Origin of the sequence: Patiriisocius marinus, from assembly GCF_008974325.1 — a bacterium.
In the GTDB taxonomy this organism is placed as follows: domain Bacteria; phylum Bacteroidota; class Bacteroidia; order Flavobacteriales; family Flavobacteriaceae; genus Patiriisocius; species Patiriisocius marinus.
This window is the reverse complement of the sequence record NZ_BKCG01000001.1, coordinates 394,835-418,931: the sequence shown is the minus strand read 5'-3', so window position 1 is coordinate 418,931 and position 24,097 is coordinate 394,835. Positions and strand designations below refer to the sequence as shown.

Annotated in this window: 23 protein-coding genes and 1 pseudogene; 13 read left to right on the top strand and 11 right to left on the bottom strand. The window is 33.2% G+C overall.

Annotated features, from left to right (window positions below):
* The first annotated feature begins 8 nt into the window (after positions 1–8).
* From GBH57_RS01885 to tsaB, 3 genes are read left to right on the top strand one after another with little or no spacing between them, the layout of a single operon-like run.
* A complete protein-coding gene (locus GBH57_RS01885; protein ID WP_151672356.1) occupies positions 9–1,451 on the top strand; it encodes a TolC family protein in 1,443 nt (480 codons plus the stop codon).
* Position 1,452: 1 nt separating this feature from the next.
* Entirely contained in the window at positions 1,453–2,730 is a 1,278-nt protein-coding gene (locus GBH57_RS01880) for an efflux RND transporter periplasmic adaptor subunit (RefSeq protein WP_151672355.1), read from the top strand.
* Positions 2,730–3,401, top strand: coding sequence for a tRNA (adenosine(37)-N6)-threonylcarbamoyltransferase complex dimerization subunit type 1 TsaB (gene tsaB, locus GBH57_RS01875; RefSeq protein ID WP_151672354.1), 672 nt, complete (start codon positions 2,730–2,732; stop codon positions 3,399–3,401). Before GBH57_RS01880 ends, tsaB begins: the two co-directional genes overlap by 1 nt.
* Here tsaB and GBH57_RS01870 read toward each other — a convergent pair.
* Positions 3,391–4,116, bottom strand: coding sequence for a hypothetical protein (locus tag GBH57_RS01870; protein WP_151672353.1), 726 nt, complete (start codon positions 4,114–4,116; stop codon positions 3,391–3,393). The genes tsaB and GBH57_RS01870 overlap by 11 nt on opposite strands.
* A gap of 173 nt (positions 4,117–4,289) precedes the next feature.
* Positions 4,290–5,327 (bottom strand): endonuclease/exonuclease/phosphatase family protein, encoded by a 1,038-nt coding sequence (locus tag GBH57_RS01865; protein ID WP_151672352.1) that lies wholly within the window; start codon positions 5,325–5,327, stop codon positions 4,290–4,292.
* A gap of 181 nt (positions 5,328–5,508) precedes the next feature.
* Here GBH57_RS01865 and GBH57_RS01860 point away from each other — a divergent pair, with 181 nt between their 5' ends.
* From GBH57_RS01860 to GBH57_RS01825, 7 genes and pseudogenes are all read left to right on the top strand, one after another.
* Positions 5,509–6,981 (top strand): T9SS type A sorting domain-containing protein, encoded by a 1,473-nt coding sequence (locus tag GBH57_RS01860; RefSeq protein WP_151672351.1) that lies wholly within the window; start codon positions 5,509–5,511, stop codon positions 6,979–6,981.
* 19 nt (positions 6,982–7,000) lie between these two features.
* Positions 7,001–8,230, top strand: a complete 1,230-nt coding sequence (locus tag GBH57_RS01855) for a BaiN/RdsA family NAD(P)/FAD-dependent oxidoreductase (protein ID WP_151672350.1) — start codon at positions 7,001–7,003, stop codon at positions 8,228–8,230.
* Between the two features lie 35 nt (positions 8,231–8,265).
* Positions 8,266–8,667 (top strand): annotated as a pseudogene (locus tag GBH57_RS16190) (DUF4174 domain-containing protein).
* A gap of 26 nt (positions 8,668–8,693) precedes the next feature.
* Positions 8,694–9,251, top strand: a complete 558-nt coding sequence (locus GBH57_RS01840; RefSeq protein WP_151672348.1) for a DUF1697 domain-containing protein — start codon at positions 8,694–8,696, stop codon at positions 9,249–9,251.
* 37 nt (positions 9,252–9,288) lie between these two features.
* Positions 9,289–10,377, top strand: coding sequence for a diphosphomevalonate decarboxylase (locus GBH57_RS01835; RefSeq protein ID WP_151672347.1), 1,089 nt, complete (start codon positions 9,289–9,291; stop codon positions 10,375–10,377).
* 143 nt (positions 10,378–10,520) lie between these two features.
* Positions 10,521–11,459, top strand: coding sequence for a mevalonate kinase family protein (locus GBH57_RS01830; protein ID WP_151672346.1), 939 nt, complete (start codon positions 10,521–10,523; stop codon positions 11,457–11,459).
* A gap of 292 nt (positions 11,460–11,751) precedes the next feature.
* Positions 11,752–12,654, top strand: coding sequence for a geranylgeranylglycerol-phosphate geranylgeranyltransferase (locus GBH57_RS01825; RefSeq protein ID WP_151672345.1), 903 nt, complete (start codon positions 11,752–11,754; stop codon positions 12,652–12,654).
* On the opposite strand, the gene GBH57_RS01820 is transcribed toward GBH57_RS01825, so the two are convergent.
* The 4 genes from GBH57_RS01820 to GBH57_RS01805 form a co-directional block, all read right to left on the bottom strand.
* Complete coding sequence (locus tag GBH57_RS01820; RefSeq protein ID WP_151672344.1) at positions 12,619–13,353, bottom strand: haloacid dehalogenase type II; 735 nt, start codon at positions 13,351–13,353, stop codon at positions 12,619–12,621. The two genes, GBH57_RS01825 and GBH57_RS01820, sit on opposite strands and share 36 nt — an antisense overlap.
* 162 nt (positions 13,354–13,515) lie before the next feature.
* Entirely contained in the window at positions 13,516–13,809 is a 294-nt protein-coding gene (locus GBH57_RS01815) for a chaperone modulator CbpM (RefSeq protein WP_151672343.1), read from the bottom strand.
* Complete coding sequence (locus GBH57_RS01810) at positions 13,806–14,699, bottom strand: DnaJ C-terminal domain-containing protein (protein WP_151672342.1); 894 nt, start codon at positions 14,697–14,699, stop codon at positions 13,806–13,808. The genes GBH57_RS01815 and GBH57_RS01810 overlap by 4 nt, the downstream gene beginning before the upstream one ends.
* Positions 14,700–14,752: 53 nt before the next feature.
* A complete protein-coding gene (locus GBH57_RS01805; RefSeq protein ID WP_151672341.1) occupies positions 14,753–15,199 on the bottom strand; it encodes a BLUF domain-containing protein in 447 nt (148 codons plus the stop codon).
* Between the two features lie 463 nt (positions 15,200–15,662).
* Between GBH57_RS01805 and GBH57_RS01800 the strand changes: the two genes are divergently transcribed.
* On the top strand, positions 15,663–16,133 hold the full coding sequence (locus GBH57_RS01800; RefSeq protein ID WP_151672340.1) for a hypothetical protein: 471 nt from the start codon (positions 15,663–15,665) through the stop codon (positions 16,131–16,133).
* Positions 16,134–16,233: 100 nt separating this feature from the next.
* On the opposite strand, the gene GBH57_RS01795 is transcribed toward GBH57_RS01800, so the two are convergent.
* The 5 genes from GBH57_RS01795 to GBH57_RS01775 form a co-directional block, all read right to left on the bottom strand.
* Entirely contained in the window at positions 16,234–16,734 is a 501-nt protein-coding gene (locus GBH57_RS01795; protein ID WP_151672339.1) for a hypothetical protein, read from the bottom strand.
* A gap of 95 nt (positions 16,735–16,829) precedes the next feature.
* Positions 16,830–17,783, bottom strand: a complete 954-nt coding sequence (locus tag GBH57_RS01790; RefSeq protein ID WP_151672338.1) for a Fic family protein — start codon at positions 17,781–17,783, stop codon at positions 16,830–16,832.
* A gap of 585 nt (positions 17,784–18,368) precedes the next feature.
* Complete coding sequence (locus GBH57_RS01785; RefSeq protein WP_151672337.1) at positions 18,369–19,568, bottom strand: alpha/beta hydrolase-fold protein; 1,200 nt, start codon at positions 19,566–19,568, stop codon at positions 18,369–18,371.
* A gap of 201 nt (positions 19,569–19,769) precedes the next feature.
* Positions 19,770–20,459: a hypothetical protein gene (locus GBH57_RS01780; protein WP_151672336.1), complete on the bottom strand. Its 690-nt coding sequence runs from the start codon at positions 20,457–20,459 to the stop codon at positions 19,770–19,772.
* Between the two features lie 151 nt (positions 20,460–20,610).
* A complete protein-coding gene (locus tag GBH57_RS01775; RefSeq protein ID WP_151672335.1) occupies positions 20,611–21,378 on the bottom strand; it encodes an abortive infection system antitoxin AbiGi family protein in 768 nt (255 codons plus the stop codon).
* A gap of 192 nt (positions 21,379–21,570) precedes the next feature.
* On the opposite strand from GBH57_RS01775, the gene GBH57_RS01770 reads away from it, so the two are divergent.
* Together GBH57_RS01770 and GBH57_RS01765 are read left to right on the top strand one after the other, a co-directional pair.
* Entirely contained in the window at positions 21,571–22,527 is a 957-nt protein-coding gene (locus GBH57_RS01770; protein ID WP_151672334.1) for a carbon-nitrogen hydrolase family protein, read from the top strand.
* Positions 22,528–22,678: 151 nt separating this feature from the next.
* Positions 22,679–23,560 (top strand): pseudouridine synthase, encoded by an 882-nt coding sequence (locus GBH57_RS01765; protein ID WP_151672333.1) that lies wholly within the window; start codon positions 22,679–22,681, stop codon positions 23,558–23,560.
* The last annotated feature ends 537 nt before the right edge of the window (positions 23,561–24,097 follow it).

The window sequence follows — 24,097 nt, the reverse complement described above, 5'->3', positions numbered from 1 at the left end:
ATCAAATTATGAAAAAGTTAGTACTCCTTTTAGGAATTTTCGCCATTGGCATTTCAGCTAATGCTCAAAAGAAATGGACACTACAGGAATGTGTAGCGTACGCTTTAGAAAATAATATTTCAATAAAACAAAGTGAATTAGACTTACAAGCAACAGATGTTGATAAGATGACTGCGGTAGGGGCTTTTCTTCCGTCGTTAAATGCATCAGCAGGACTGTCTGAAAATACAGGTTTAAGTTTTAATCCTGTAACTAATAATGCACAAACAACAACATTTCTTTCAGCTTCTGGGAGTATTAATGTTGGATATACTTTGTTTGACGGTTTGAGAAATTTCCGAACAGTGCAGCGAGCAGAACTTTCGCAATTAGCAAGCCAATACAGGCTAGATAAAATGAAAGATGATGTATCATTGTTTGTAGCGAATGGTTATTTACAAGTACTTCTTAATAAAGCAAATCTTGAAGTTGTTAACTCTCAAAATTTAGTAACTTTAGAACAATTAGACCGTACAAATAGTCTTGTAGAATCTGGAATGTTACCTCGTGGTGATCTATTAGAAATTCAAGCGCAAGATGCTAGTGAAAAGCAACGTATAGCAGTAGCAGAAAATGCTGTTAGAATTTCACTTATAAGTTTAGCACAATTGTTATTAATTAAAGATTATGAATCTTTTGATGTTGTAGATGAAGGGTATGCAATTTCAGGAACTGAGATGTTATTGAAAACAGTAGATGATGTTATAAATTCTGCAGAAGAGTCTAGATCTGAAGTTAAAATAGCACAATCAACTGTTGATATTGCAGAAAAGGATCTACAAATAGCTAGAGGTGCTATTTGGCCTACTTTATCTGCATTTTTTGGCTATAATACACGTTATACTGATGCAACATCTTTTACACAAGATTTAGATCCTGATAATCCTGTAAGTATACAGCCTATTGGAACAGTTCAGGAAACTGGTCAGACAGTTATAGGGGAGTTTCCAAATACTATAAACCGTTTGGTTCAACCAGATTCATTTGTTGACCAATTATATTTAAACGACGGTATTTCTTATGGACTTCAACTAAGTATTCCTATTCTAAATGGGTTTCAAACTAAAGGTGCAATTAAAAGAAGTCAAATCAATCTTGAGCGAAGCAAATTTCAACTAGAACAAGCGAAATTAGATCTTGAGTCAAATGTTTACCAAGCATTTGTAGATGCTCAAGGTGCGGGGAAAGCATACGAAGCTGCTGAGCGTTCATTAGAATCTCAGGAATTAGCGTATCAATATGCTAAGGATAGATATGATGTAGGTCGTACTAATGCATTCGATTTTAGTCAGTCTAAATTGCGTTATGATAATGCGCGTATTGAGGTAAATAGAAGTAAATATGATTATATTTTTAAAATAAAAGTGTTGGAATTGTATTTTGGAATTCCAGCAACTGAGTTAAAATTTTAATATGAAGAAAAAAACACTCTTTTGGATCTTAGGGATAGTACTTGTTCTGGTTGTGGCATTAATTGCCGCTAAAAAGGCAGGAATGCTAGGTGATAACAAGCGCGGTAAGGAAGTTAGTATAGCTAAAATTGTACCTATCGATATCGTTGAAACAGTTGCAGCAACTGGAAAAATACAACCCGAAGTAGATGTAGCTCTTTCATCTGAAGTTTCTGGTGAAATTATCGAGCTTCCTATAAAAGAAGGTCAACAAGTTGAGAAAGGGCAACTGTTAGTTAAAATCAATCCAGATTTAAGCCAAGCTGCAGTTAGTCAAAGTCAAGCCGGACTTCAAAATGTTCGTGCACAATTAGCACAAGCCGAAGCTAATGAGCGTAATGCAAAATCTGAATACTTGCGTAATAAAACCTTATTTGATAAGGGCGTAATTTCTAAAAGTGAGTGGGATAGATCTACGGCAGATTACGAAGGAGCTCAAGCTAATGTTAAATCTGTTTACTACAGTGTGCAGAGCGCAGCAGCGAGTGTTAAACAATCACGAGACAACTTATCAAGAACAGCAATCTATGCGCCAATGTCAGGAACAATATCACGTCTTGCAGTGGAGCTAGGAGAACGTGTGGTTGGTACAGCTCAAATGGCAGGAACAGAAATTGTACGTGTTTCAGATTTATCCAATATGGAGGTTGAAGTTGATGTCAATGAAAACGATATTGTAAAAGTTGCAGTAGGCGATGAAACAATTGTTGAAGTTGATGCATACCTAAAAAAACAATTTAAAGGAATCGTAACTGAAATTGCTAATAGTGCTCAAACTGCTTTATCTGCAGATCAGGTAACTAACTTTAAAGTAAAAGTTCGTATTCTTCCTGAATCGTACGCTGATTTAACCGAAGGAAAACCAGAAAGCTATTCTCCATTTAGACCAGGGATGACAGCAACAGTAGATATTATTACAAACAAACGTGATAAAGTTGTGGGAATACCCATTAGCTCTGTGGTAATTAAAACAGACACGACGTGTACTAAAAAGAAAGTTAGTGGAGATAAAATTAAATCTGCTAAAGAAGAAAAGTTTGAAGCTGTCTTTGTAAAAAGCGGAGATAAAGCAAAACTTAGAGTGATTAAAACGGGAATCCAAGATGATAGTAATATTGAAGTATTATCAGGGCTAGAAGAAGGAGAAGAAGTTATTACAGGTCCTTATAACACAGTAACAAAATTGTTAAAGTGTGATGATTTAATCGATATTAAAGACGATACTAAAGAAGAAGAATAATGGCAACAATACTTTGTATTGAAACAGCAACAACAAATTGCTCAGTAGCGCTTTCAATTAATGGAAGCGTTATTGCGTTAACAGAAGATAACCCTCTAAACGAAGGTGGGAAAAAGTTTTCACACGCTGAAAAACTACATACCTACATTGATGAGGTTTTAGGCAAAGCCGAAATATCCAAACACCAATTAGATGCTATAGCCATTAGTAAGGGTCCAGGGTCTTATACTGGTCTAAGAATTGGCGTTAGTGCAGCTAAGGGCTTGTGTTATGCTTTAGATATACCGCTAATTTCAATTCCAACATTAACATCGCTTGCAGCCCAAGTAAATGATGCAGTTACAGTCATTCCAATGCTAGATGCCAGGCGAATGGAAGTGTATACTGCAACTTTCGATACTGCTCGAAAACAAGTAACTGATACTGAGGCTAAAATTATTGATGAAACTTCATTCAATGACACTCTAGAAAAAGGGAATGTAACATTTATTGGAGATGGTGCAGCTAAATTTAAAGAGGTTTGTTTACATCCTAATGCTAGTTTTGTTTTAAATGCGTTGCCTTCTGCAAATGAAATGGCCATTTTAGCTGAAGCAAAATATAAAATAAGCGACATAGAAGATGTCGCTTATTTTGAACCTTATTATTTAAAAGACTTTATTACTGGTTAGCAATATCGGCTTTGTCGTAAAAATTAATAACCTTAATTAAATCTTGCTCTTCACTTAAGTCTAAAGCGTTTTGATCTACAAAGTCTTTAATTAGGTCTTTATTAATTCCAAACACTTTAAGTTTTCTTTTGTTAGATTCTGGTAGAGCATAAAATTTTCCAGAACGTGTTACAATATAATACTCAGGTCTATCTTCAAATTTCGCTTTCGAGCCAGAGGTAAGGGTAGATGTCGCTTTACGTTCTTTAGTGAATTTTTTGACGTGTTTTTTGTAAAGCTGTATTTGGTTTCCTTCAAAAAGAACCTCAAAATATCCTCCATTTTCAACTCCACCTTGATATGGTACAAAAACAAATATGTCGCCAGCGATTTTCACATAAATATCTTCGCTTTTAGTGAGTACTCTAGCATCATCTTTTGAAGCAGAAAGGTTTTCTTTTATTTCCATTTCATCGGCAATGCAATTGTATCTCAAAGCAACATTTGTAGCCAGTAGTGTATTGTTTTTATAAACGTTTCCATTAAGGTATTCTGAATTATTATAAGGGGTCCCTATGTATGTGTTCGTATCATCAAATGAAATACCTTTTTCATTTCGTTTAATGTATTCGTCAAGCATTAATAAATCACTTGAAAATTGCTTGTCCCAATATTGAGCATTAATAGTAGTTGTGCCCAAAACAGCAATTGCGAGTCCTAAAATTATTTTTTTCATAACTGTTTATTTTAAAGTTTAGGATAAAGCTAAAGGTATCACTGAATGTAAACAAGTTATGTAAGTCGGCTTTTATAAATTGGGGGTAACTCTAACTATAGTTTATAAATTAAGGGCTAAATAAGCTATAGTGGGTTTCAAAAAAAGAAAATTATTTATAAATCTAGAGTCTATTATTCAGTTTCTACTCTCTCAATAATTGTATCAATTAATTCAATATCTTCTTCGTGTAATTTTGGGTCTGGAGTTGTTACTACTTTTTTTTTACGTTTAATTTCATAGAACATAGCAAAGTGATCACTCCCAAAGTTTTCACTGCGTTCCATTTTATCTACAAACAAATCTTCTGTGTGAAATAAATGGTCTAAAGGAAAACGCATAAACGAGTATCCTGCATGATACGTTGAGAAAAAACCACGGCCAATTCTAGGATCAATCATACTAGTTATTTTTTTAAATAATCTAGTAACCCGTGACCAAACAACATCATTCATATCGCCTAAAACGACAATAGGAAGTTGGATGTCTTTCAATTTTTTAGCTGAAATAATCAATTCAGCATCACGCTCTTTTGAAGTTTCATTTTCTGTTGGACTAGGTGGAGCTGGATGTAAACATTGGAAAAATATATTTTCAGCTCCTACTTGTATTTGGAAGTGAATTGAAGGAACGTGATCTTCTATTACATAGGAAACTTCAGCCTCTTCAATAGGTTTTTTAGAATACAATAGCATTCCGTAAAACTTTTCGTTAGTTGCTTTTATGCGATGAGGATATATACTTTCTATTTCTTTTAAACCCTCATCCCAGGCAGTATTTGTTTCCATTGCTAAAACAATATCTGCATCGTATTTATTAATTAAATTTACAAAGCCTTTGTAATTTGTGTTAGTTTGCAAAACATTAGCGGCAAGTATTGTAATACGTCCGTCACTTTCGGCTTTAGTTTTTCTTCTTGGAAATAATGAGCTGTATCTAAAAACTTTAACTAGTTGATACATTGTTGCACCTATCAATCCAATAAACAGCACTACATCAAAGGTGTTATTAAAATTTCCGAAGTACATGAATAATCCAATGAGTATTATTTCAATTGCAATAGATTGCAAACGCACAAAATCTGCTGTTCGAAAAAACCAATGAGGATTTCCCGTTGCAGGTAGAAATGGCGTTGCAATAAAAATTATTGCAAAAATGTATAGGATAATCATAACGTAAATCTACGTTTTTTAAGAATGCGAAAAATAACCTTAACAATGTTTTTGCTTTTAATACTTTTAGAAATGTACTTTTGTAGTGCTATTAATAGGAATTAATCTTGAAGTTTAAATGGTAGAGGAGTCCTTATGTCATTTTTCTATAGAGTTTTAATCCATCTTTAAAAAAATAATTATGAAAAAAATTACCACACTACTTTTAGTATTCATTTTTAGTTCAACCGCAATATTTTCGCAAACGTACACAACACCAGATACAGGGGTGGATTGGACTCTAGCAGATATAGCAAATGCTAGTCCAACTACAGTTTTAGTAAATGGCGACACATTTACATTACAAGAAAACCTTGTGATAGCCGCAAATGATAAATTACGAATTGATACAGACGCTACAGTATTATTGGCGCAAGATATATTAATAACTGTTTTTGGTGAGTTTGATGTTACAGCAAATGAAACTCAATTTTTAGCGTTAGATACGGCACAACCTTACGAAGGTTTTAGATTTGAAGAATTCTCCGTAATTAATATTGAAAATGCCACTATTAAAAATGGTGGTGGATTAAGAGTTTTAACCGAAACGTTCGCGATTGATAATTCGGTTATTACTGAAAACGTAGAAGGTGGTGCTACTACAAGTGGTGTGATTTCTCTTTCTAGAGGAACTCCTCTGATAACAAATAATACCATTACATTTAATGACTTGCCTGCAATTAGTTCAGCTGCAAATTCTGAAGTTTCAGCAACTATTTCTGGAAACTATATTGAAGGAAATAATATTTTAAATGCTAATAGACCCCAAATCAACTTAGGAACTACAAGTGTTACAAGTGATTTGCAAATTTTAAATAATGAAATTATTGGTAATATAGCCAATACTGAAGCTGGTGGTATTGCAATTGCTAACTTTGTTGGTGGCGCTATAAGAGCTGTAATTGATGGTAATACTATTAGAAATAATCGCTACGGAATTACTATTTTAGGTGGTAATGCTATAGTGCAAATTTCTAACAATGTAATTGAAGATAACAATATTCAAGACAACCCAAACCTTGGAGGTAGTGGGATCAACTTAAATTCTACTACAAGCGATAATGAGATAACAGCATTTTTAAACCAAGTACGAGGTAATTTATGGGGAATTACATTACAGGGTGAAGCGACTATCAATTTAGGAGATGATTCTGGAAACGTTGGGTCTAATGTGTTTTCTGAAAATGGAAATAACAATATAGTATATGCATTGTATAACAACACACCAAACACAATTAGCGCATTACGTAATTGCTGGGTTGAAGGTGAGGAAAATACTCTTGCAACAGCCGAGGAAGTAATCTTTCACCAACAAGATGATGCTAGTTTAGGTGAGGTGCTTTTTGATCCTGTAGATTGTGTTTTTTTAAATACAGATTCAGTTGCAATTGAGAATTTCAGTTTCTATCCTAACCCTGCAATTAATAAATTGAACTTTTCATCTAATGTTACAGTGACGGCAGTTGAGATTATTACAACAAACGGAACTTCAGTGTATAGTATAGAACTTGCTAATAATGAAACAGAAGTACCATTTAACCTATCTTCGGGATTGTATTTTGTAATTTTTAAAACAGAAAATAACCAGATAGTTAGAAAACTAATAGTACAATAAACGGTACAAAATAAAGCGATTGGAAAATACATACGACATACTTATAATAGGAGGCGGTGCAGCTGGCTTTTTTACAGCTATCAATGCCGCCTCTATGAATTCCAATCTTAAAATTGCGATTTTAGAACGGGGTAAAGAGGTTTTAACAAAAGTAAAAATCTCTGGAGGTGGAAGGTGTAATGTAACTCACGCCGAGTTTATACCACAGGAACTAACACAAAACTACCCACGTGGCGAACGTGAATTGTTGGGGCCGTTTCATACATTTATGACAGGAGATACTATTGCTTGGTTTGAAGAGCGAGGTGTTGAGTTGAAAATTGAAGAAGACGGCAGAATGTTTCCTATTAGTAATAGTTCGCAGACAATTATTGATTGCTTTTTAGCCGAAACATCCCGACATCAAATTTCGGTTTTAAAAAATGAACCTGTTATTACTTTAAGTAACAACAATTCGCAATGGGACGTTGTAACTAAAAATGGAACGCTTACGGCAAATAACGTAGTTGTTGCTACTGGAAGTAACCCAAAAATATGGCGCTTACTTGAAGGATTAGGTCACACAATTGTCGATGCGGTACCGTCACTTTTTACGTTTAATATTAAAGATGAACGCATAGCTGATTTGCCTGGCGTTGCAACCAATGTAAGCGTAAAAGTTTTAGACAACAAAAAGAATACAGTTTTAGAAAGTGAAGGACCATTACTCATTACCCACTGGGGAATGAGTGGGCCTGCCATTTTAAAACTATCTGCTTGGGGAGCCCGAATTTTAGAAGAAAACAAATATAAATTTTCAATAAAAATCAATTGGCTTTTAGATGAAACCGAAGACGAGGTAGTGCTTCAATTACTATCATTAAAGTCTAAAAACCCCAAACAAACACTTCAAAAACACGCGCAGTTTGATTTACCTAAAAGATTGTGGCAAGTTCTATTGCGAGCATCAGGAATTCAGGATGATGAAATATGGGCAGATATTTCTAAAAAGAAATTGCAGAATATGGCAAACCAATTAGTGGGTTCTCATTTTGATGTTAATGGAAAAAGCACTTTCAAGGAAGAGTTTGTAACCGCGGGAGGTGTCAATTTAAAAGAAGTAAATTTCAAGACTTTCGAAAGTAAGCTTATTCCATCCCTTTATTTTGCTGGCGAGGTTTTAAATATCGATGCCATTACAGGAGGATTCAATTTTCAAAATGCGTGGACAGGTGGTTATATTGTTGCACAAAGTTTGGCAAAGCATTAGAACAATTTTAAGAGTTACAACCGTATCTTTAAAATATGAAATTGAAAGTACTCTTTCTATTGTTAATACCTTTTGTTATGAACGCACAAGATTTACATAAACACCAATGGGAAAGTCGCATCATTGTGATTTCCACACCTACTTTTGAAAGCTCTGAAGCAGCGTTGCAAAAAAGTTACCTACAAACGGAAGTTGAAAAGCTAGCGGAACGTAAAATCAAAGTGTATCACGTCACAAATACGGGATATACGGTAGATTTTAATTCTGAAATTTTAATGAGTCAAAATAGTGATTCCTAAATTTCAGGTTTTAATGTTTCATTAGTGGGGCTTGATGGCACTCAAAAATATCAATTCACTTCTCCACAACCAGCCGAATTGTTTTTCAACCTCATAGACTCGATGCCTATGCGACAGGCTGAAATTAAGAATAAGTAATTATTAAATAGTACTTTAGTGGTCGAATACAAATAACACTAAAAGCTATCAGCCAGCAAACATACATCGCTCTATTAAGAGGTATTAACGTAAGCGGACATAAAAAATTCCCTAAATCTGAGCAATTAGAGATGCTCGATAACTTAGGGTTTGATAGCCCCGAAGTTTACATCCATACAGGTAATTGGGTTTTTAAATCGTCACTAACAGAACAAGACTTACGATTAAAAATATCTAAAGCCATCTTCGATAATTATGGTTGGGAAGTTCCAGTTGTAGTTATTTCAGCAGTTACATTTCAAGAAATATTTACAAGTAGCCCATTTCCTATTGAAAAAAAAGAGAAAAGCTATTTTACCATTTTAGCCGAAATACCTTCCGAAGAAAACCAAGTGACGTTTAATAAAATTTCATTTCCCGAAGAAGAGTTTGTAATGGATGGAGTCTGCGTGTATTTCTATTCGACTATAAGTGCGGGCCGTGTTAAGATGAATAATAATTTTATCGAAAAAAAGCTGAAAGTGAGCGCCACATCGCGCAATTACAAAACGATGCATAAATTAATGATACTAGCGAACTGCTAAAGTCAAAATAGTATCTTTGTGAGGCAAAATGAACACTATGTCTACCATAAATTTTCTTCCAAAAACATACACTAACTTTCCTGAAAATGGCAGTATTTCCTGTCAATCCCCTAGCAACATTGCGCTTGTAAAATATTGGGGAAAGTACGGAGAACAGTTGCCTCAAAATGCTTCGGTTAGTTTTACCCTTAATAATTGTAGAACTGAAACAACATTAACTTATAGTAAGAAAACGAATGATGGTTCATTTAAATTTGAAGTGTTTTTAGATGGTAAGAGAGAAGAGGGTTTTGAGCCAAAGATTAAAAAATTCTTCGAGCGAATTGAGCAGTACGTTCCTTTTGTAAAAGAGTTTACGTTTAAGGTTGAAACTATAAATACATTTCCACATAGCAGTGGAATTGCAAGTAGTGCAAGTGGAATGAGTGCATTAGCAATATGCTTAACTTCATTAGAAAGTTTGTTATTGGGTAGTAAGGTAGTTTCGGCAAAGGATCAAAAAGAAAAAGCTTCTTTTTTAGCACGCTTAGGATCGGGTAGTGCAGCGCGTAGTCTAGAAGGGCCATTAGTGGTCTGGGGAGAGCACGATGCTATTAAAGGAAGTAGTAATCTATTTGGAACAAAATATCCATTAGAAGTACATGAAAATTTTGCGAATTATCAAGATACTATTCTTTTAGTTGATAAAGGAGAGAAACAAGTAAGTAGCACTGTTGGACACGATTTAATGAATGGTAATCCATATGCTGATGCTCGTTTTGCAACTGCAAATAACAATTTATCTCGCCTTATTCCAGTATTTAAATCTGGTAATATTTCGGCATTTATTAAAATTGTAGAGAGCGAAGCGTTGCAGCTACACGGCATGATGATGGCGAGTATGCCTTATTTTATTTTAATGAAACCTAACACGTTAGAGATTATAAACCGTATTTGGGAATACCGTAATAATAGTGATAGCCAGGTTTGTTTTACCCTTGATGCTGGTGCAAATGTACATGTGTTATATCCTGAAAGTGAGAAAGTTTCAGTGCTTGAGTTTATTAAAAAGGAATTAGCTGCTTTTTGTAAAAATGGTGAGTTTATTGAAGACCATTTAGGGCAAGGAGCATCAATTATTGGATAATTTTTTTATTGTTTAAATAGCGACTATTCAAGTTGTTGCGGTACTATTTGGTTGTTAAAATTTCGGCTATGCCTACTATATAATTTAACACTTTTAGACTATCTTTGTAATAATATGTATATTTAACATATAAATGCACCCCTATGCACGGCCCACTTTTTTATTCTAAAATCCTACTTTTTGGTGAATATGGTATCATCAAAGATTCTAAAGGACTTTCTATACCCTATAATTTTTTTAAAGGAGCTTTAAAGGTTGATAAACATCATACCATTTCTACAACCAAGAGTAACGATAGCCTACGTCGTTTTTCATTGTATTTAGAGAATTTACAAAAAGAACAGCCAGAATTAGTGGCCTTTGATATCGACACATTAAAAGCCGATGTTAAAGCAGGAATGTATTTTGACAGTAGTATTCCACAAGGATACGGTGTGGGTAGTAGTGGCGCTTTAGTTGCGGCTATTTACGATAAATATGCTACCGATAAAATTACCATTTTAGAGAATCTAACAAGAGAGAAATTACTTGAGTTAAAAGGTATTTTTGCAGCAATGGAATCTTTTTTTCACGGAAAATCTTCTGGTCTTGATCCTTTAAATAGTTATCTAAGCCTACCTATTTTAATTAATAGCTCAAGTGATATTGAAAGTGCAGACATCCCTTCGCAAGCCGTAGATGGTAAAGGTGCTGTTTTTTTATTAGATAGTGGTATTACTGGGGAAACTGCCCCTATGGTGAACATTTTTATGGAAAACATGAAGCAGGAAGGTTTTAGAAAAATGCTTAAAGATCAGTTTATAAAACAAACGGATGCTTGTGTAGCAGATTTTCTAAAAGGAGATGTTAAGTCGCTCTTCGGAAATGTGAAAGAACTAAGTAAAGTAGTTCTAGATAATTTTAAACCAATGATTCCTAAGGAATTCCATAAACTTTGGAAAAAAGGAATTGACACAAATGCATATTACTTGAAGCTTTGTGGTTCTGGTGGAGGTGGTTACATGTTAGGTTTTACCGAAGATATTGAAGCTGCTCGTACAGCATTAAAAGGGCATAACCTAGAAGTAGTTTATAACTTCTAAAATCATTTTATTTACTTTATTAAGATAGCAAAATGCTAATTGATGCTTAACAGAATTGTTAGTTCTGTTTCGTCGTCCATTTAAATAGTGCGTATTAATTACCGCTATATGCTAACTTGAAATTAGTAATACCTTTCTAAAGGTTATGTATTTAGAAAAAATTAACGTTCTATAATAGCGCTTTAAAGTTGAAAACGACACATAGCAATCCATAGATAACTTACATTTGTAATTAGCTTTTTAGACGCAATTTTCTAAAATATTAGCAACTTGAGCTTTTCAATAAATATGAATGAATAGAAAGCAAAAACATCTTTTACTAAAGTTCTTTAGCCTATTCTCCATTGTGCGTGGGTATAATATTTTGGTGATCGTTATTGCGCAGTATTTAACTTCAATCTACATATTAGCACCAGAACTTCCTTTACGAAAAGTGCTATTCGATATTAATTTGTTGATGATTGTTTTAGCTTCCTCTGCTGCCATTGCAGGTGGTTACATTATCAATAGTTTTTATGATAGTGAAAAGGATTTAATAAATAGGCCTTTAAAAACAAAGCTTGACAAGATTGTAAGTCAACAAACTAAGTTGACTAGCTATTTTATATTGAACTTCCTCTCGGTAATTTTTGCCAGTTATGTTTCGTTTAAATCAGTAGTGTTCTTTTCGCTATATATTTTCGGAATATGGTTTTACTCACACAAGCTTAAAAAGTATCCTTTTGTAGGGAATTTTGTGGCAACCACCTTAGCGGTAATTCCGTTTTTTGCAGTCTTCATTTATTATCTAAATTTCAATACCGTCATTTTTGTTCATGCAACATTTTTATTTCTGTTGATTTCAATGCGCGAACTCACTAAAGATTTAGAAAATATAAAGGGAGATCTCGCTCAAAACTATCGCACCATCCCAGTAGTTTATGGAGAGAATGTTTCTAAGAAAATGCTTTCAGTGTTGAGTGTAGCAACTTTAATTCCCGTTATATTATTACTCACACAATATGAAACAGGCTATATGAATTTGTTTTTCTACGGCAGTATTATAGCCTTGATTGTATTCAATATTATGTTGTGGAAATCATCTCAAAAACTTCACTACGTAGTATTGCACAACATCCTCAAACTAATTATTGTCGCAGGAGTTTTTAGCATCATTTTATTAAATGTTGATGTTGTGTTGAGCAGGGTTTTTTAAGAGATATTTATAGCTAATTAAAATATCTGCAACCTTCTGTAAATTGGTAGTGACAATTTCTGTTTTTGGAGCTAAAGGAAAAAGCTGTTGTCCAGGTCTTGCTATAAAAGCAGCACGCCATCCTGCCCACATTGCTCCAGCAACGTCCCATCCGTGAGCTGCAATCAACATACAATCTTCAGGTTGTACCTTCATTGTTTTTGAAGCCCATAGATATGTTTCAGTAAAAGGTTTAAATTTTCCAACATCTTCAACACTTAGCATATTGTCAAAATAGCTGGTGAGTCCAGCACTTTCAAACTGTTTTTTTACACCTTCGTTAGACGAGTTTGTAAATGATACTAATGTATAACCGTTTTCCTTTAATGCGGTTAGCGCACCTTTCACTTCAGTATGTGCAGGCAAGCCTCTTAAGGCATTAATAACCGTATTTCTGGCATCTTCTTCGGAAATTTTAATATCGTTATTAGCAGCTACCATTTGAAGTGTTGCAGCACCTATATTTCCAAAATGCTCATATTGTCCGCTAGCTGATGTTACTAGAGAATATTGCAGCATAGTTGTAAACCATAAAGACAATAAATCTTCCCTACCACCTAAAGCTTCTCCAACCTGTTTTTTCATTTGGGTTAGATCTAGCAATGTTTCGTTAACGTCAAAAAACAATACTTTTGGGCGTGTTTCAGTTAAATGCTTCATAGATGCTTTTTAATGTGCTAATTTATAAGTGATTATAATAGTAATTGTTGACACTTATACAAATCTAACCAATCGGTTAGTAATATGAAAAATTTTAATAAATATTTAAAATTTCATCTTTAATTGAATACTTAACGGAGTGAAATAAAAGCGAACTGAAATTTAATCTTCGTACAATCTAAGCCTGTTTTTTACTGAGACCAATTCAGATTGTAGAGAGTTTATTTTCTCTAATAAATTGAAAATAGTGTCAATGCCTTCAGGATTTATGTCAAGTTCATTATGCATTCTAATAATTTTTTCGACATCGCTCGCTTTGTCTTTATGCACACACAAGGATTGTTCGACAGTGGTAATTTCAATCAAGCCAATTTCATTTAAAGTTCTGAAAAATGACATTTCAACTTTATAATGCGTGCATAAATTATCTAGTGGAATAAAATTTTCTAAACTCATGCCTGTCTTAATTTAGTTAGTTCCTTGAATAAATCTTTTTCTTTATCGGTTAGCTTTGTTGGTAATACTACATTATAGGTAATATATAAATCGCCAAACTCCCCCTCTTTTTTATAAACAGGGAATCCTTTTCCTTTCAGTTTTACTTTCGTGCCACTTTGGGTTTCGGGTTTTACGTTCAGTTTTACTTTGCTGTCAAAAGTGTTAACAGTGATTTCGCCACCTAAAAGTGCTGTATATAAATCAATATCTACAGTACTATAAAGGTTGTTTTTGTCTCTTTTAAACGCTGTGTTATTTGCTACATTAAAGCGAATTATTAAATCGCCATTTGGGCCATTATTTACACCTTCGCCACCTTTTCCTTTAATTTTAATTTCTTGACCGTTTTTTACTCCAGCCGGTATGGTTAGTCTAATGTTTTTACCATTAACTGTAAGCGTTCGTTTATGTGTAGTGTAGACCTCTTTTAAATCGAGTTGTAATTCGGCATTAAAATCTTGACCTCTAAAGGTAGCATTACCGCCACGTCTTCCAGCACCACCAAACATAGATTCAAAGAAATCTGAATAATCAGATCCCGAAAAATCACCAGCACTTTGTCCTTGTCTTTGATAGCCTTGTCTAGATTGTTGTTGTTTTCTAGCCTTTTCTATTTCGTCTGCATGTTTCCAGTCTTTACCGTGCTCATCATATTTTTTCCTATTTTCAGGATTGCTCAATACTTCATTAGCTTCATTTATTTCTTTGAAGCTTTCTTCGGCTTTTTTATCATTCGGGTTTAGATCTGGATGATATTTCCGAGCTAATTTCCGATAGGCTTTTTTTATATCACTCTCGGTAGCATTTTTGTCGATGCCTAATATTTTGTAATAATCTATAAATGCCATTTAGTTGCTTGTTTAATAGTGAAATAAATACATATTAAATTGACGGGTAATTACTACGATGCTTCAGCTCCATAAATTTGTTCCTTTGTTAGGTTTTTGTGGATATAACTTGCTACTTCTGGGAGACGGTCTAATAGATCGTCAATAAACTGTGGGTTTGTAAACTCATTACTAATTCCTGGAATTAGACTCAAAGTAGGGTCTTCAAAATCTGCACAGCCCATGGACCAACCTGGGAAAAGTCTTTGTTCAACTAAAGCATCATTAATTATTTTAATATCGTCGTGTCGCGTATCATTGGCAATGCGTTTAACTAAATCGTCCACAAGGCTGTCTTCTCCTTCAATAATTTGTAGAAAATAACCATCGCGGTACATCAATACACCACTAATATTGTCAATACTATTATACCCGCGCGACTCGTGAAGTAAATCTAGTAAGTCTCGTTTATTGTATTCATTAGTTGCGTGACTGGTATAGATAATACGACGTAAACTCATAAGCTGAAAATTTAATACATAAGTAAGCTATAAAATTAGCTCTTTTAAAGATATAAAAAATTGACTTTTATCAGTTTAAGTAACAGAAAAATATGATTTGTGTTTATTCTGAAATATTACAAAAACTATTGAAACACAAGCTATATAGTCTCACTTTTAGCTTTAATATAACCCCAGCTTATTTTAACAGTTTTGTCTATAAATATTTTAATTTTTCAATTACCATACGTTGAGTAAAATACTGTATTAACTAGTTTGGTGTTTATCTTTTTACAGCACTTTAGTAATTCATTTTTTTTTACAAAATACTATAAATGAGTTAATTACCCCTTAGTAATTGGGGCTTTCAACCCTGTTGTTCTGTTTGATACTATAATAGATTTGTATTGTTATTTAGAATATAGCAGTGGAGAAAACTGAAAATCCAAATATGAAATAGAGTAGGTAAATTAAATATATTGTTATGGCAGAATGTGCTTGTATCGCTTTGAGCGTAGAAAAATCAATTTCAGAAGTAGAAAGTGTAATAAACTTTGACCCAAGACCTGAAGTTAAAGAATATGTGAAAACTAATTCAAATTGGAATGGTTCACATTTCAGAGTTCAACAATCAGGAATGTATCATATTTCTTGGGGTTTTTATAGAGATGGGACAGATGTTAGTAAAGATGATCTTTCATTACATTTAATGAAAAGTCCTATTCCTCAAATACAAGATGTAGTTGTAGCAACTGCTTTTGCAGGAGAAGATCAAGAAAATAAAAATGGTAGGAAGTCTGGACATCATGTAATAATAACTAATCTCATTGTTGGTGAAGATCTATACTTAAAAGCATATATTGATGGTAATGGTCATAGTCATTTAAGAGATGTATACTTTACAATTTTTAAAATCTGTTGCGACCCTAGTATTGTAGTTGGTGGGGCTTGTTAAAATTTGATTAGATATAATTAATGTTTATTTTTTAAATAAGATTAGAAGGTGTCCAAACCATCTAGTCTTTTTTTAGTAGTATATTGAATTTACATCACTATTATAAAAGAGTAAATTTTATAGTATTCATTAGCCTCCAGTAATCACGTATTTTATAGGTTTTTCTTAGTGTGATTAAAAACTTTTTGTTTTTGCTGCTACATACTAAAATAATGTTCCCTCTCTCTATAGCTATATTAGGGTCTGGATTAGCTTCATAACGAACGTTTTCTAAAACAATAGCATCCCATTGAATCCCAAAAGTATTTCCTTTTTTGATCACTTTTTTAAAATTTTCAATAGCTGCCTTTTTAAAATTGGCAATTATGGTATCCACTTCTGGTATATTTTCCTCAGTATTTGCAACCCTTGCTAATGGGATGAGGAAATTAATGTCGTCCTTAGTAGGTAAGGTTTTTAATACCTTTTTTTCGTTCTGTTTTTTTAAGGCTTTAAATACTGTTGTAACAATTTCTGTTTTTCTAAAATTTTCCTGAGTAAAGGCAGTTTGAGATACAAGAGAGAAACTCACAAAAAAGAGAAGTACTATGCTGGTTTTCATGTTGAAGATTGGGGGAGTTTTATACTTTTATTTGGATTTCAAATTTGTAAGAATTCCTGTGGGAATTTATTAGTTATATCCCATGTTGTGCCCAGTTATTTTAAACGATAGATTGTTTTATTTTTTTCTCCTATTTTTTTAAATAAATCTAATTCAGCACCTTTCTTTAAATCTCTACTGGCAGTTGCAGAAGAAATATCTTTAAAAATATCCATATAATCTTTTCTTGTAAATTCAGTTTTATTTAATGAAACATAATATTCTAATCTGTCTTTTTCATTTAACGTTCGATTATTATAATCTAATAATTCACTTATTGAAATGTCAATCACGTTTAGCATATATTCAATAAACTTGGTCGATTTACCAGATTTATCACTTTCAGCCAAAGCTTTATAATATTTTTCCTGGTCTTTACTAATTAAAGTTTCAAAAGGCAAAAACTCAAAGATTGGATATTTTTCCATTAAAATTAAAGTTTGCCATAATCTTCCCATTCTCCCATTTCCATCTAAAAATGGATGTATAAATTCCATTTCGTAATGGAAAACACAACTTTTAATTAATTCAATTTCATCAGACTTTTTCAAATATTCAAAAAGGTCTTTCATTAAGTACGGCACATTTCCAAAAGGTGGTGCCAAATGCTCAACTTTTGAGCCTTTTACAATTCCGACACTTTGATTTCTATATTTTCCAGAATTTTCAATTAAACCTTCCATTAAGTTTTGATGTGCTTTTAAAAAGGATTTTTCATTTGAAGGATTGTAATCATCTAAATTTTCATATATTTTAATTGCATTTAAAACTTCAAGAACATCTTTTTTAGGACCGATAACTCTTTTGTTTTCAAGAAGTGCTGTTATTTGTTCTTCTGTGAGTGTGTTTCCTTCTATTTTTAACGAAGAATGAATAGTTTTAATTCTATTCTGTTTTCTTAATTTCGGTGAAGGTTTGTTTAATAAATTAGCATTTACTTCTCCTATTTTCTCTGAAATAGAAGTTATTAATTTTAGAATAGAAGATGTTATTTCGTAAGGTGGTTTCATTCGTGATACTATCATTTGATACTATCAAAGATACAATCATTTAATCTGAATTATCTTATGAAACGGAAATTTTTAATTGGGCACAACGGTTGTGTATATGATTTGTGGCGAAATGGAATTAACTTCAATTCCGAATTACAAATCTTTTTTTAAAGTTACTCAAATTTAAAAGCTGAGCAAAAACTCGCCATAAATTATATGCTTTGTTAGCGTTTTTACTGACGCAGCCGAGTGAGTCATCCGAGTAAGTTTTCCGCAATCCAATCGGTTTAGCGATTCCATTATTTAGTTCGCGATCTAATCTGCTTTAGATAATCGGATATACATTTATGCAGCAACATTTTCGCGCGATATAAATTCAGCATTTTATTCCATCAAAATTCCTAACTGATTCCTCATAAAATACCTCCGAATTAAATCCGCAGGATTCGATTCGGAGGTATTAATGCTAACGTATTTGTGTATGGTTAGTTGCGAGTTTTAAGCACCAAAGTTAGCAAATAAACACAGATAGAAAGTCCGCAAGGACTTTCGTAAATTGGCAGAAACCAAGCAATTAATTATACACGGTGTTAGCAAACGTTTTTATTCTTCTTCAATTTTTTTAAATAGTTCAGTTTTTTCTCGTTCACTAATATCCTTTCTTGACATAACTTTATTTCTATATTCTGTTTTATAATATTCTGACATTTTGAGATTATTGAGCTGATTATAGTATCCAATAAGTTCTAAATCAAAATCAGGATAATTAGGATAATACTTTTGCCCTAGTTTAATAAAGTCAATAGCTGTTTGAATGTCTTTTTTCTCATATCCAAAAGAACTCGCTAATGAAAATATATGAGTTAGGTTAGGATTTACCTCAAACCCTAATTTTTTACCTGTTTGTTCTAAATCAGATTTAAATTCCTCTATTGGCTTTTCGATAGTATCTTTTTTTAACTTGATATAAAACCAGTTATTTAGGATTGAATTATAATCAGCGTATGCGTCCATAAAAATAGAAGGTGCTGAAACCCAATAGTTGGTCATATGGTTAGCGTTTTTGCTTTCGGTAAAACGTCCTACAAAGTTTTTTGGCATTTCGGTTTTGGAAATATAATCAGATACATCTTTACATTCAGTTAGATATGTTTCTTCTTCCAAAGTGCTTCCAGCAGTAAAATAATAATTAAACTTATTAAGAAAATTAGAAGAGTCTGAAATATAAGATTTGAAATTTTCAATAGACAAAGGTTTATTATTGTAAAATCCACTTAACGCAATTGCGATATCAATTTTTTTACTTTGTTTTGTGGTTAAATAATTGACTAAAAAAGCAGTCCTTGAATGTCCAACAAGAGTTATATAGTCGTTTGCTTTAAACTCTTTTTGAAGTTTTGGAATAAGTTCATTAAAAAGAAACCTTTCCATTCTTTCAATACCTGATAAAGAATCGTTTTTATTTTTCTGACTAGAAGTTAAGTAATACCTATTATTGCGATTAAAAGGCACTCCAATTATAATTGTTTCTGGTATTTGAGATTCATTAGTCAATAAATCAATTGAATTTATTATTTGAGGATACGTTCTTTCGTGTTGACTATCAAAAATTATTGTGATTGGATATTTTGTTGATTTTGCTGAAAAGTTAAATGTTTCCGGAATATGTAGGTTAAGACTTACTGTTTCTTTTAGAAAAACGGATTTAATTTTTAAGCTATCATTGGAATAACCTAAATAGTTTTGACCAAGTGTAATGTTTGTAAAAAACAAAACAATTATTATAAGTTTTACTATTTTCATTTTAATGTTTGCTAACGGTCTTGTATATGGCTCGTAGCGTGTAAATTAAATAATTATTTTCAAATTAAGCACAAGCCAGATTTTTAAATTTTCCTATTTATCTTTTTTATTGGAAAGTCGTCAAATTTAAAAATTTGGCGACTTTCCAAATATGCCTTAACTTCGATTGAGCAACTAATTAGCTATGAGCTATATACGTTGTTAGCCACTGGCTTTTCTCCGTTCTATAATTATTTTTCCAATTAATTCAGTTCCGTTTTGATTGAAAAAAAAGGTGATTGAATTTCTTGGGTTTTCTTTCTCTGATAAATGCAAACTCAAGAGTTCGTATTCAGCTTTAAATTCAGCGGTATTTTTCCGTAATTCTTCAATTCCGATAACATTTATTAATTTAGAGCTTGACATAATTAGAGCATCATACATTTTTAAAATCAATTCAATACTTTGCGAACTAATATGATTTTTACTTTCATAGTCAATTTTATGTTTTTCTATTGTCCGTTGAATTAATGGAAGGTTTATTCTTTTGTCAGGATATAAATCTTTACGTTTTAAATATATTTCAAGTACTTTCTTAAACATATTTGTATCGTATTCTATGTCAGTACTTTTATATTGCAATTTGTCTCTAGTAACTTTTAAATTATTCAGAATTGTTTTGCCATTATTTTTCTCAAACCCTACTTTGAATATACAATTGTCAGTCCAGCTGCGTACAAAGAAAATAGAACTATCCTCGATGAATATATTCCATTTTTCATCCATACTTGCTGCGAAAACTCCTTTTTGAAATAATCCAAACTCATTTTCGTTAAGTTCGATATTCAATTCGGTCTCTGCATATTTGTGAAAGAATGATTCGGCTATTTTTTTTTGGATTTCGGGTGTCATTTTTCAGCTTGTGGCTAACGGTCTCGGCTATGAGTAGTTGCGTGGTTTAGCACTTAACTTTACAAGTACACACAAAGTTGGAAATTCCGCAGGAATTTCCAAAGTAGGCGAGAACAAGCAATTACTTATAGCCATTGTTGTGCATAGTTTTTTAAAAGTCCTCTTTTATTTGTTCGGTTGTTATAATCTTTGATGTCAAAACATCAATTTCCTTCCTGCTGAATCTGGATTTAATATTGCGTAATTCCTCCATCATTGGATGTATTTCTTTTTCGCTTTCTACAAAAATGTATTTTATATCACTAGGTTTAAACCTTAATCTATATTCAAATAATTTATTGTTCTCATTTTCTAGAATTGTAGGATTTGAGAATTCCTTTTTGGTCAAGTTGCTTTTTATTTCAGAGTCAAATTCGATTTTAGGAACATATCTCCATTCACGTTCATTATAAAATCGGACATTTTTATGGATTTTATTTCCTCGTTTAAAATCTCCGTCATATGGCTTGAGGAAATTGGACAAGTTCATATATTCATCTGAAATATTTTTTGTGATTTCACTGCAATGTTTATCTAAAGCTTGATATATATTTTCTGCCATTTGGCTTACAGATTCTGAAATATTTGAATTCGGATTAACATAAATTATAGGGTTTAGCTTTTTTCTAATTCCCCATTCTTTTGTCATTCCTAATCCATAACCTCCATACATCTTTATATGATTTGCCATTTGACTCAATGAAATGTCACAAAAACAGACCATTGGAATAGCTGATTCAAATCCAGCTCTTTCAAGTTCGTCACCCAACTTAATTTCTTCATAGCAATATCTAGGAACAAAAGTCTGCTGTAAAATACTTATCAAATATTCCCTTTTTGGTGTAAAATGAAATAGACTATTTGAACTAATGTTACTCATTAAAATCTGTTTTTCTTAAATTATGCACAACTCGTTATATGATGACATTTGTCATGGTTATCCCGTAAATTAAACAGGATAACAATGGAAAGTCGTCATGGTTATCCCGTAAATGTACAAGTTAATTTTATAAAGTTATTTACGGGAAACCGTAACCTTTAAAATTTCCGAAGAAATAATTAAATTCACCATATGAAAAACTCTTCCCAACTTAAAGTTGCCCTAGCCCAAATTGCTCCCGTATGGCTCAATAAAAAGGCCACATTAGATAAAATTTATACTCAAATGGAAGCCGCTGCTGCTGAGAAAGCAGAGCTCATTGTTTTTGGCGAAGGCTTGTTGCCAGGCTATCCGTTTTGGCTTGCATTAACAGGCGGCGCAGAGTGGAATAAAACAATAGTAAAAGAGCTCCATGCGCATTATGTACGTAACTCGGTTACCATTGAAGAAGGCGATCTCGATACCGTTTGTACACTTGCTAAAAAATATAAATTAGCTACCTATTTAGGGATTATTGAACGCCCACTCGATAGAGGAGGCCACAGCGTGTACGCATCATTAGTGTATATCAACCAAGAGGGCGAAGTAAAATCAGTACACCGCAAACTACAACCTACTTATGATGAGCGTTTAACTTGGGCGCCAGGCGATGGTAATGGATTGCAAGTGCACCCATTAAAACAATTTACGGTAGGCGGTCTCAATTGTTGGGAAAACTGGATGCCGCTTCCACGCGCTGCCCTATATGGCCAAGGCGAAAACTTGCACGTAGCAGTATGGCCAGGAAGCGATCACAACACCAAGGACATAACGCGTTTTATAGCAAGAGAATCTAGAAGCTATGTCATTTCGGTTAGTTCATTAATGGATAAAAATGATTTCCCAGAAAACACGCCACATATAGCCAAAATTTTAAAAAACTGCCCACAAGTGCTAGCAAATGGAGGTAGTTGCATTGCAGGACCAGATGGCGAATGGCTTGTGGAACCAGACATTACAACCAATGGGAACATCTATCACACTCTCAATGTTGACCGTGTGTATGAGGAGCGACAAAACTTCGATCCCGTTGGACATTACTCTAGGCCAGATGTTACTAAACTAGTAGTAAATAGAGAGCGACAGTCCACTGTGAGCTTTGAGGATTAGCACATTAATGTATTTGCAAAAACTAAGTCAAGCTGTAATCGGAAATCGGAAATCTAAATTGTATCTTTGCAAAAATTTTAAAATAATAATACACTAGCTTTTAGTGTTTTAAACAAAGTAAGCCGTGGCAAATTAAACACGGAGTCGAAACATGGGTAGAAACGATAATAAAGGAAAAGGAAAGCCAGCAGGGAAAGCAACAGGAAAGCCTAAGTCTAAAGGTGGAGATCGTAGCAATGCATCTTTAAGTAAAAAAAATATAGGAAAGCCAAAGTCTAAAACGGAAGCACCTGCAGCAAAAGCAAAGGCGCCAAGTAAAGGAAAAAATACCGTTGAAGGTATTAGGTTAAATAAATACATATCAAATAGTGGCGTGTGTTCACGTCGTGAGGCAGATACATTTATCGCTACAGGTTTAGTTTCGGTTAACGGAAAAATCATCAATGAAATGGGCTACAAAGTGCAGCTTAATGATGATGTACGTTTTGACGGTCGCCGTCTTAACCCTGAGCCTATGAGCTACGTGCTTTTAAATAAGCCAAAAGGTTTTGCAACCACTACAAGTGAGAGTAAAGGTAGTACCGTAATGGATTTAGTAGCAAATGCTTCTAACGCACGTATTACACCTATTGGTCGATTAGGACGTAACGCAACAGGATTGTTATTATTTACTAATGATGATAAGCTGAAGGAAAAATTAAGCAAAAAAGGAATGGAACGTTTGTTTCACGTTGAGCTTGATAAAAACCTGAAAGCGGCAGATATGCAACGCATTAAAGATGGAATGACCATCGCTGGTAAAAAGATTGAAGTAGAAGAAGTAAGCTACGTAGCTAACAAAGCTAAAAAGGAAATCGGTATTAAAATAAAGCATATGGGTAACAGTGTTATTCGCGATATTTTTGCAGACCTACATTATGACATAGTTCGTTTAGACTGTGTATCGCTTGCACACTTAACTAAAAAGGACCTTCCAAGAGGTAAATGGAAAATTTTGACAACCGAAGAGTTAAACCTTTTCGCAATGTTGTAATACCACTCCATTAAAAAGTATCAACCTGCCTTTTGTTTCTATAAAGGCAGGTTTTTTTTAGCCGAAATTTTAAGTATTCAACAATTTTCTGGTTCATTTTAAACGGTCAAAGTGTTTAAAAGTCAATGAAATATGGGGTTTCTGAAACGCTATTAATTTTTTGTTATTTTTTTTGTCACCCTATTTGTCAATTCAAAAAATAGATTAAATTTGCTTCGTAATTCTGCTTCATTTTAGCAGGATAGCTGAACAAATTGAACCGTGTTTATATGTTCGGGTTTTTGAAGATTAGAAAGTCATATTCAAAAACATCTCGCCAGGCGGGAAACCGGAATCTAAAGCTAGCTTTCGCTGTGCCATTGGCACTTGCTACAGTCCTTGGACCTGTGCGCAAAACTATGGGACCTCTCCATAGATTGGCGTATTGGCTCAATCCATTCCTTATCTAATTAGTACTATATCGCTTTCGATAAGAAGAAAGTTATAGATCATTTTTTATTGATCTGTGATCGCTATTCCATAGCATTCAAAACTCTT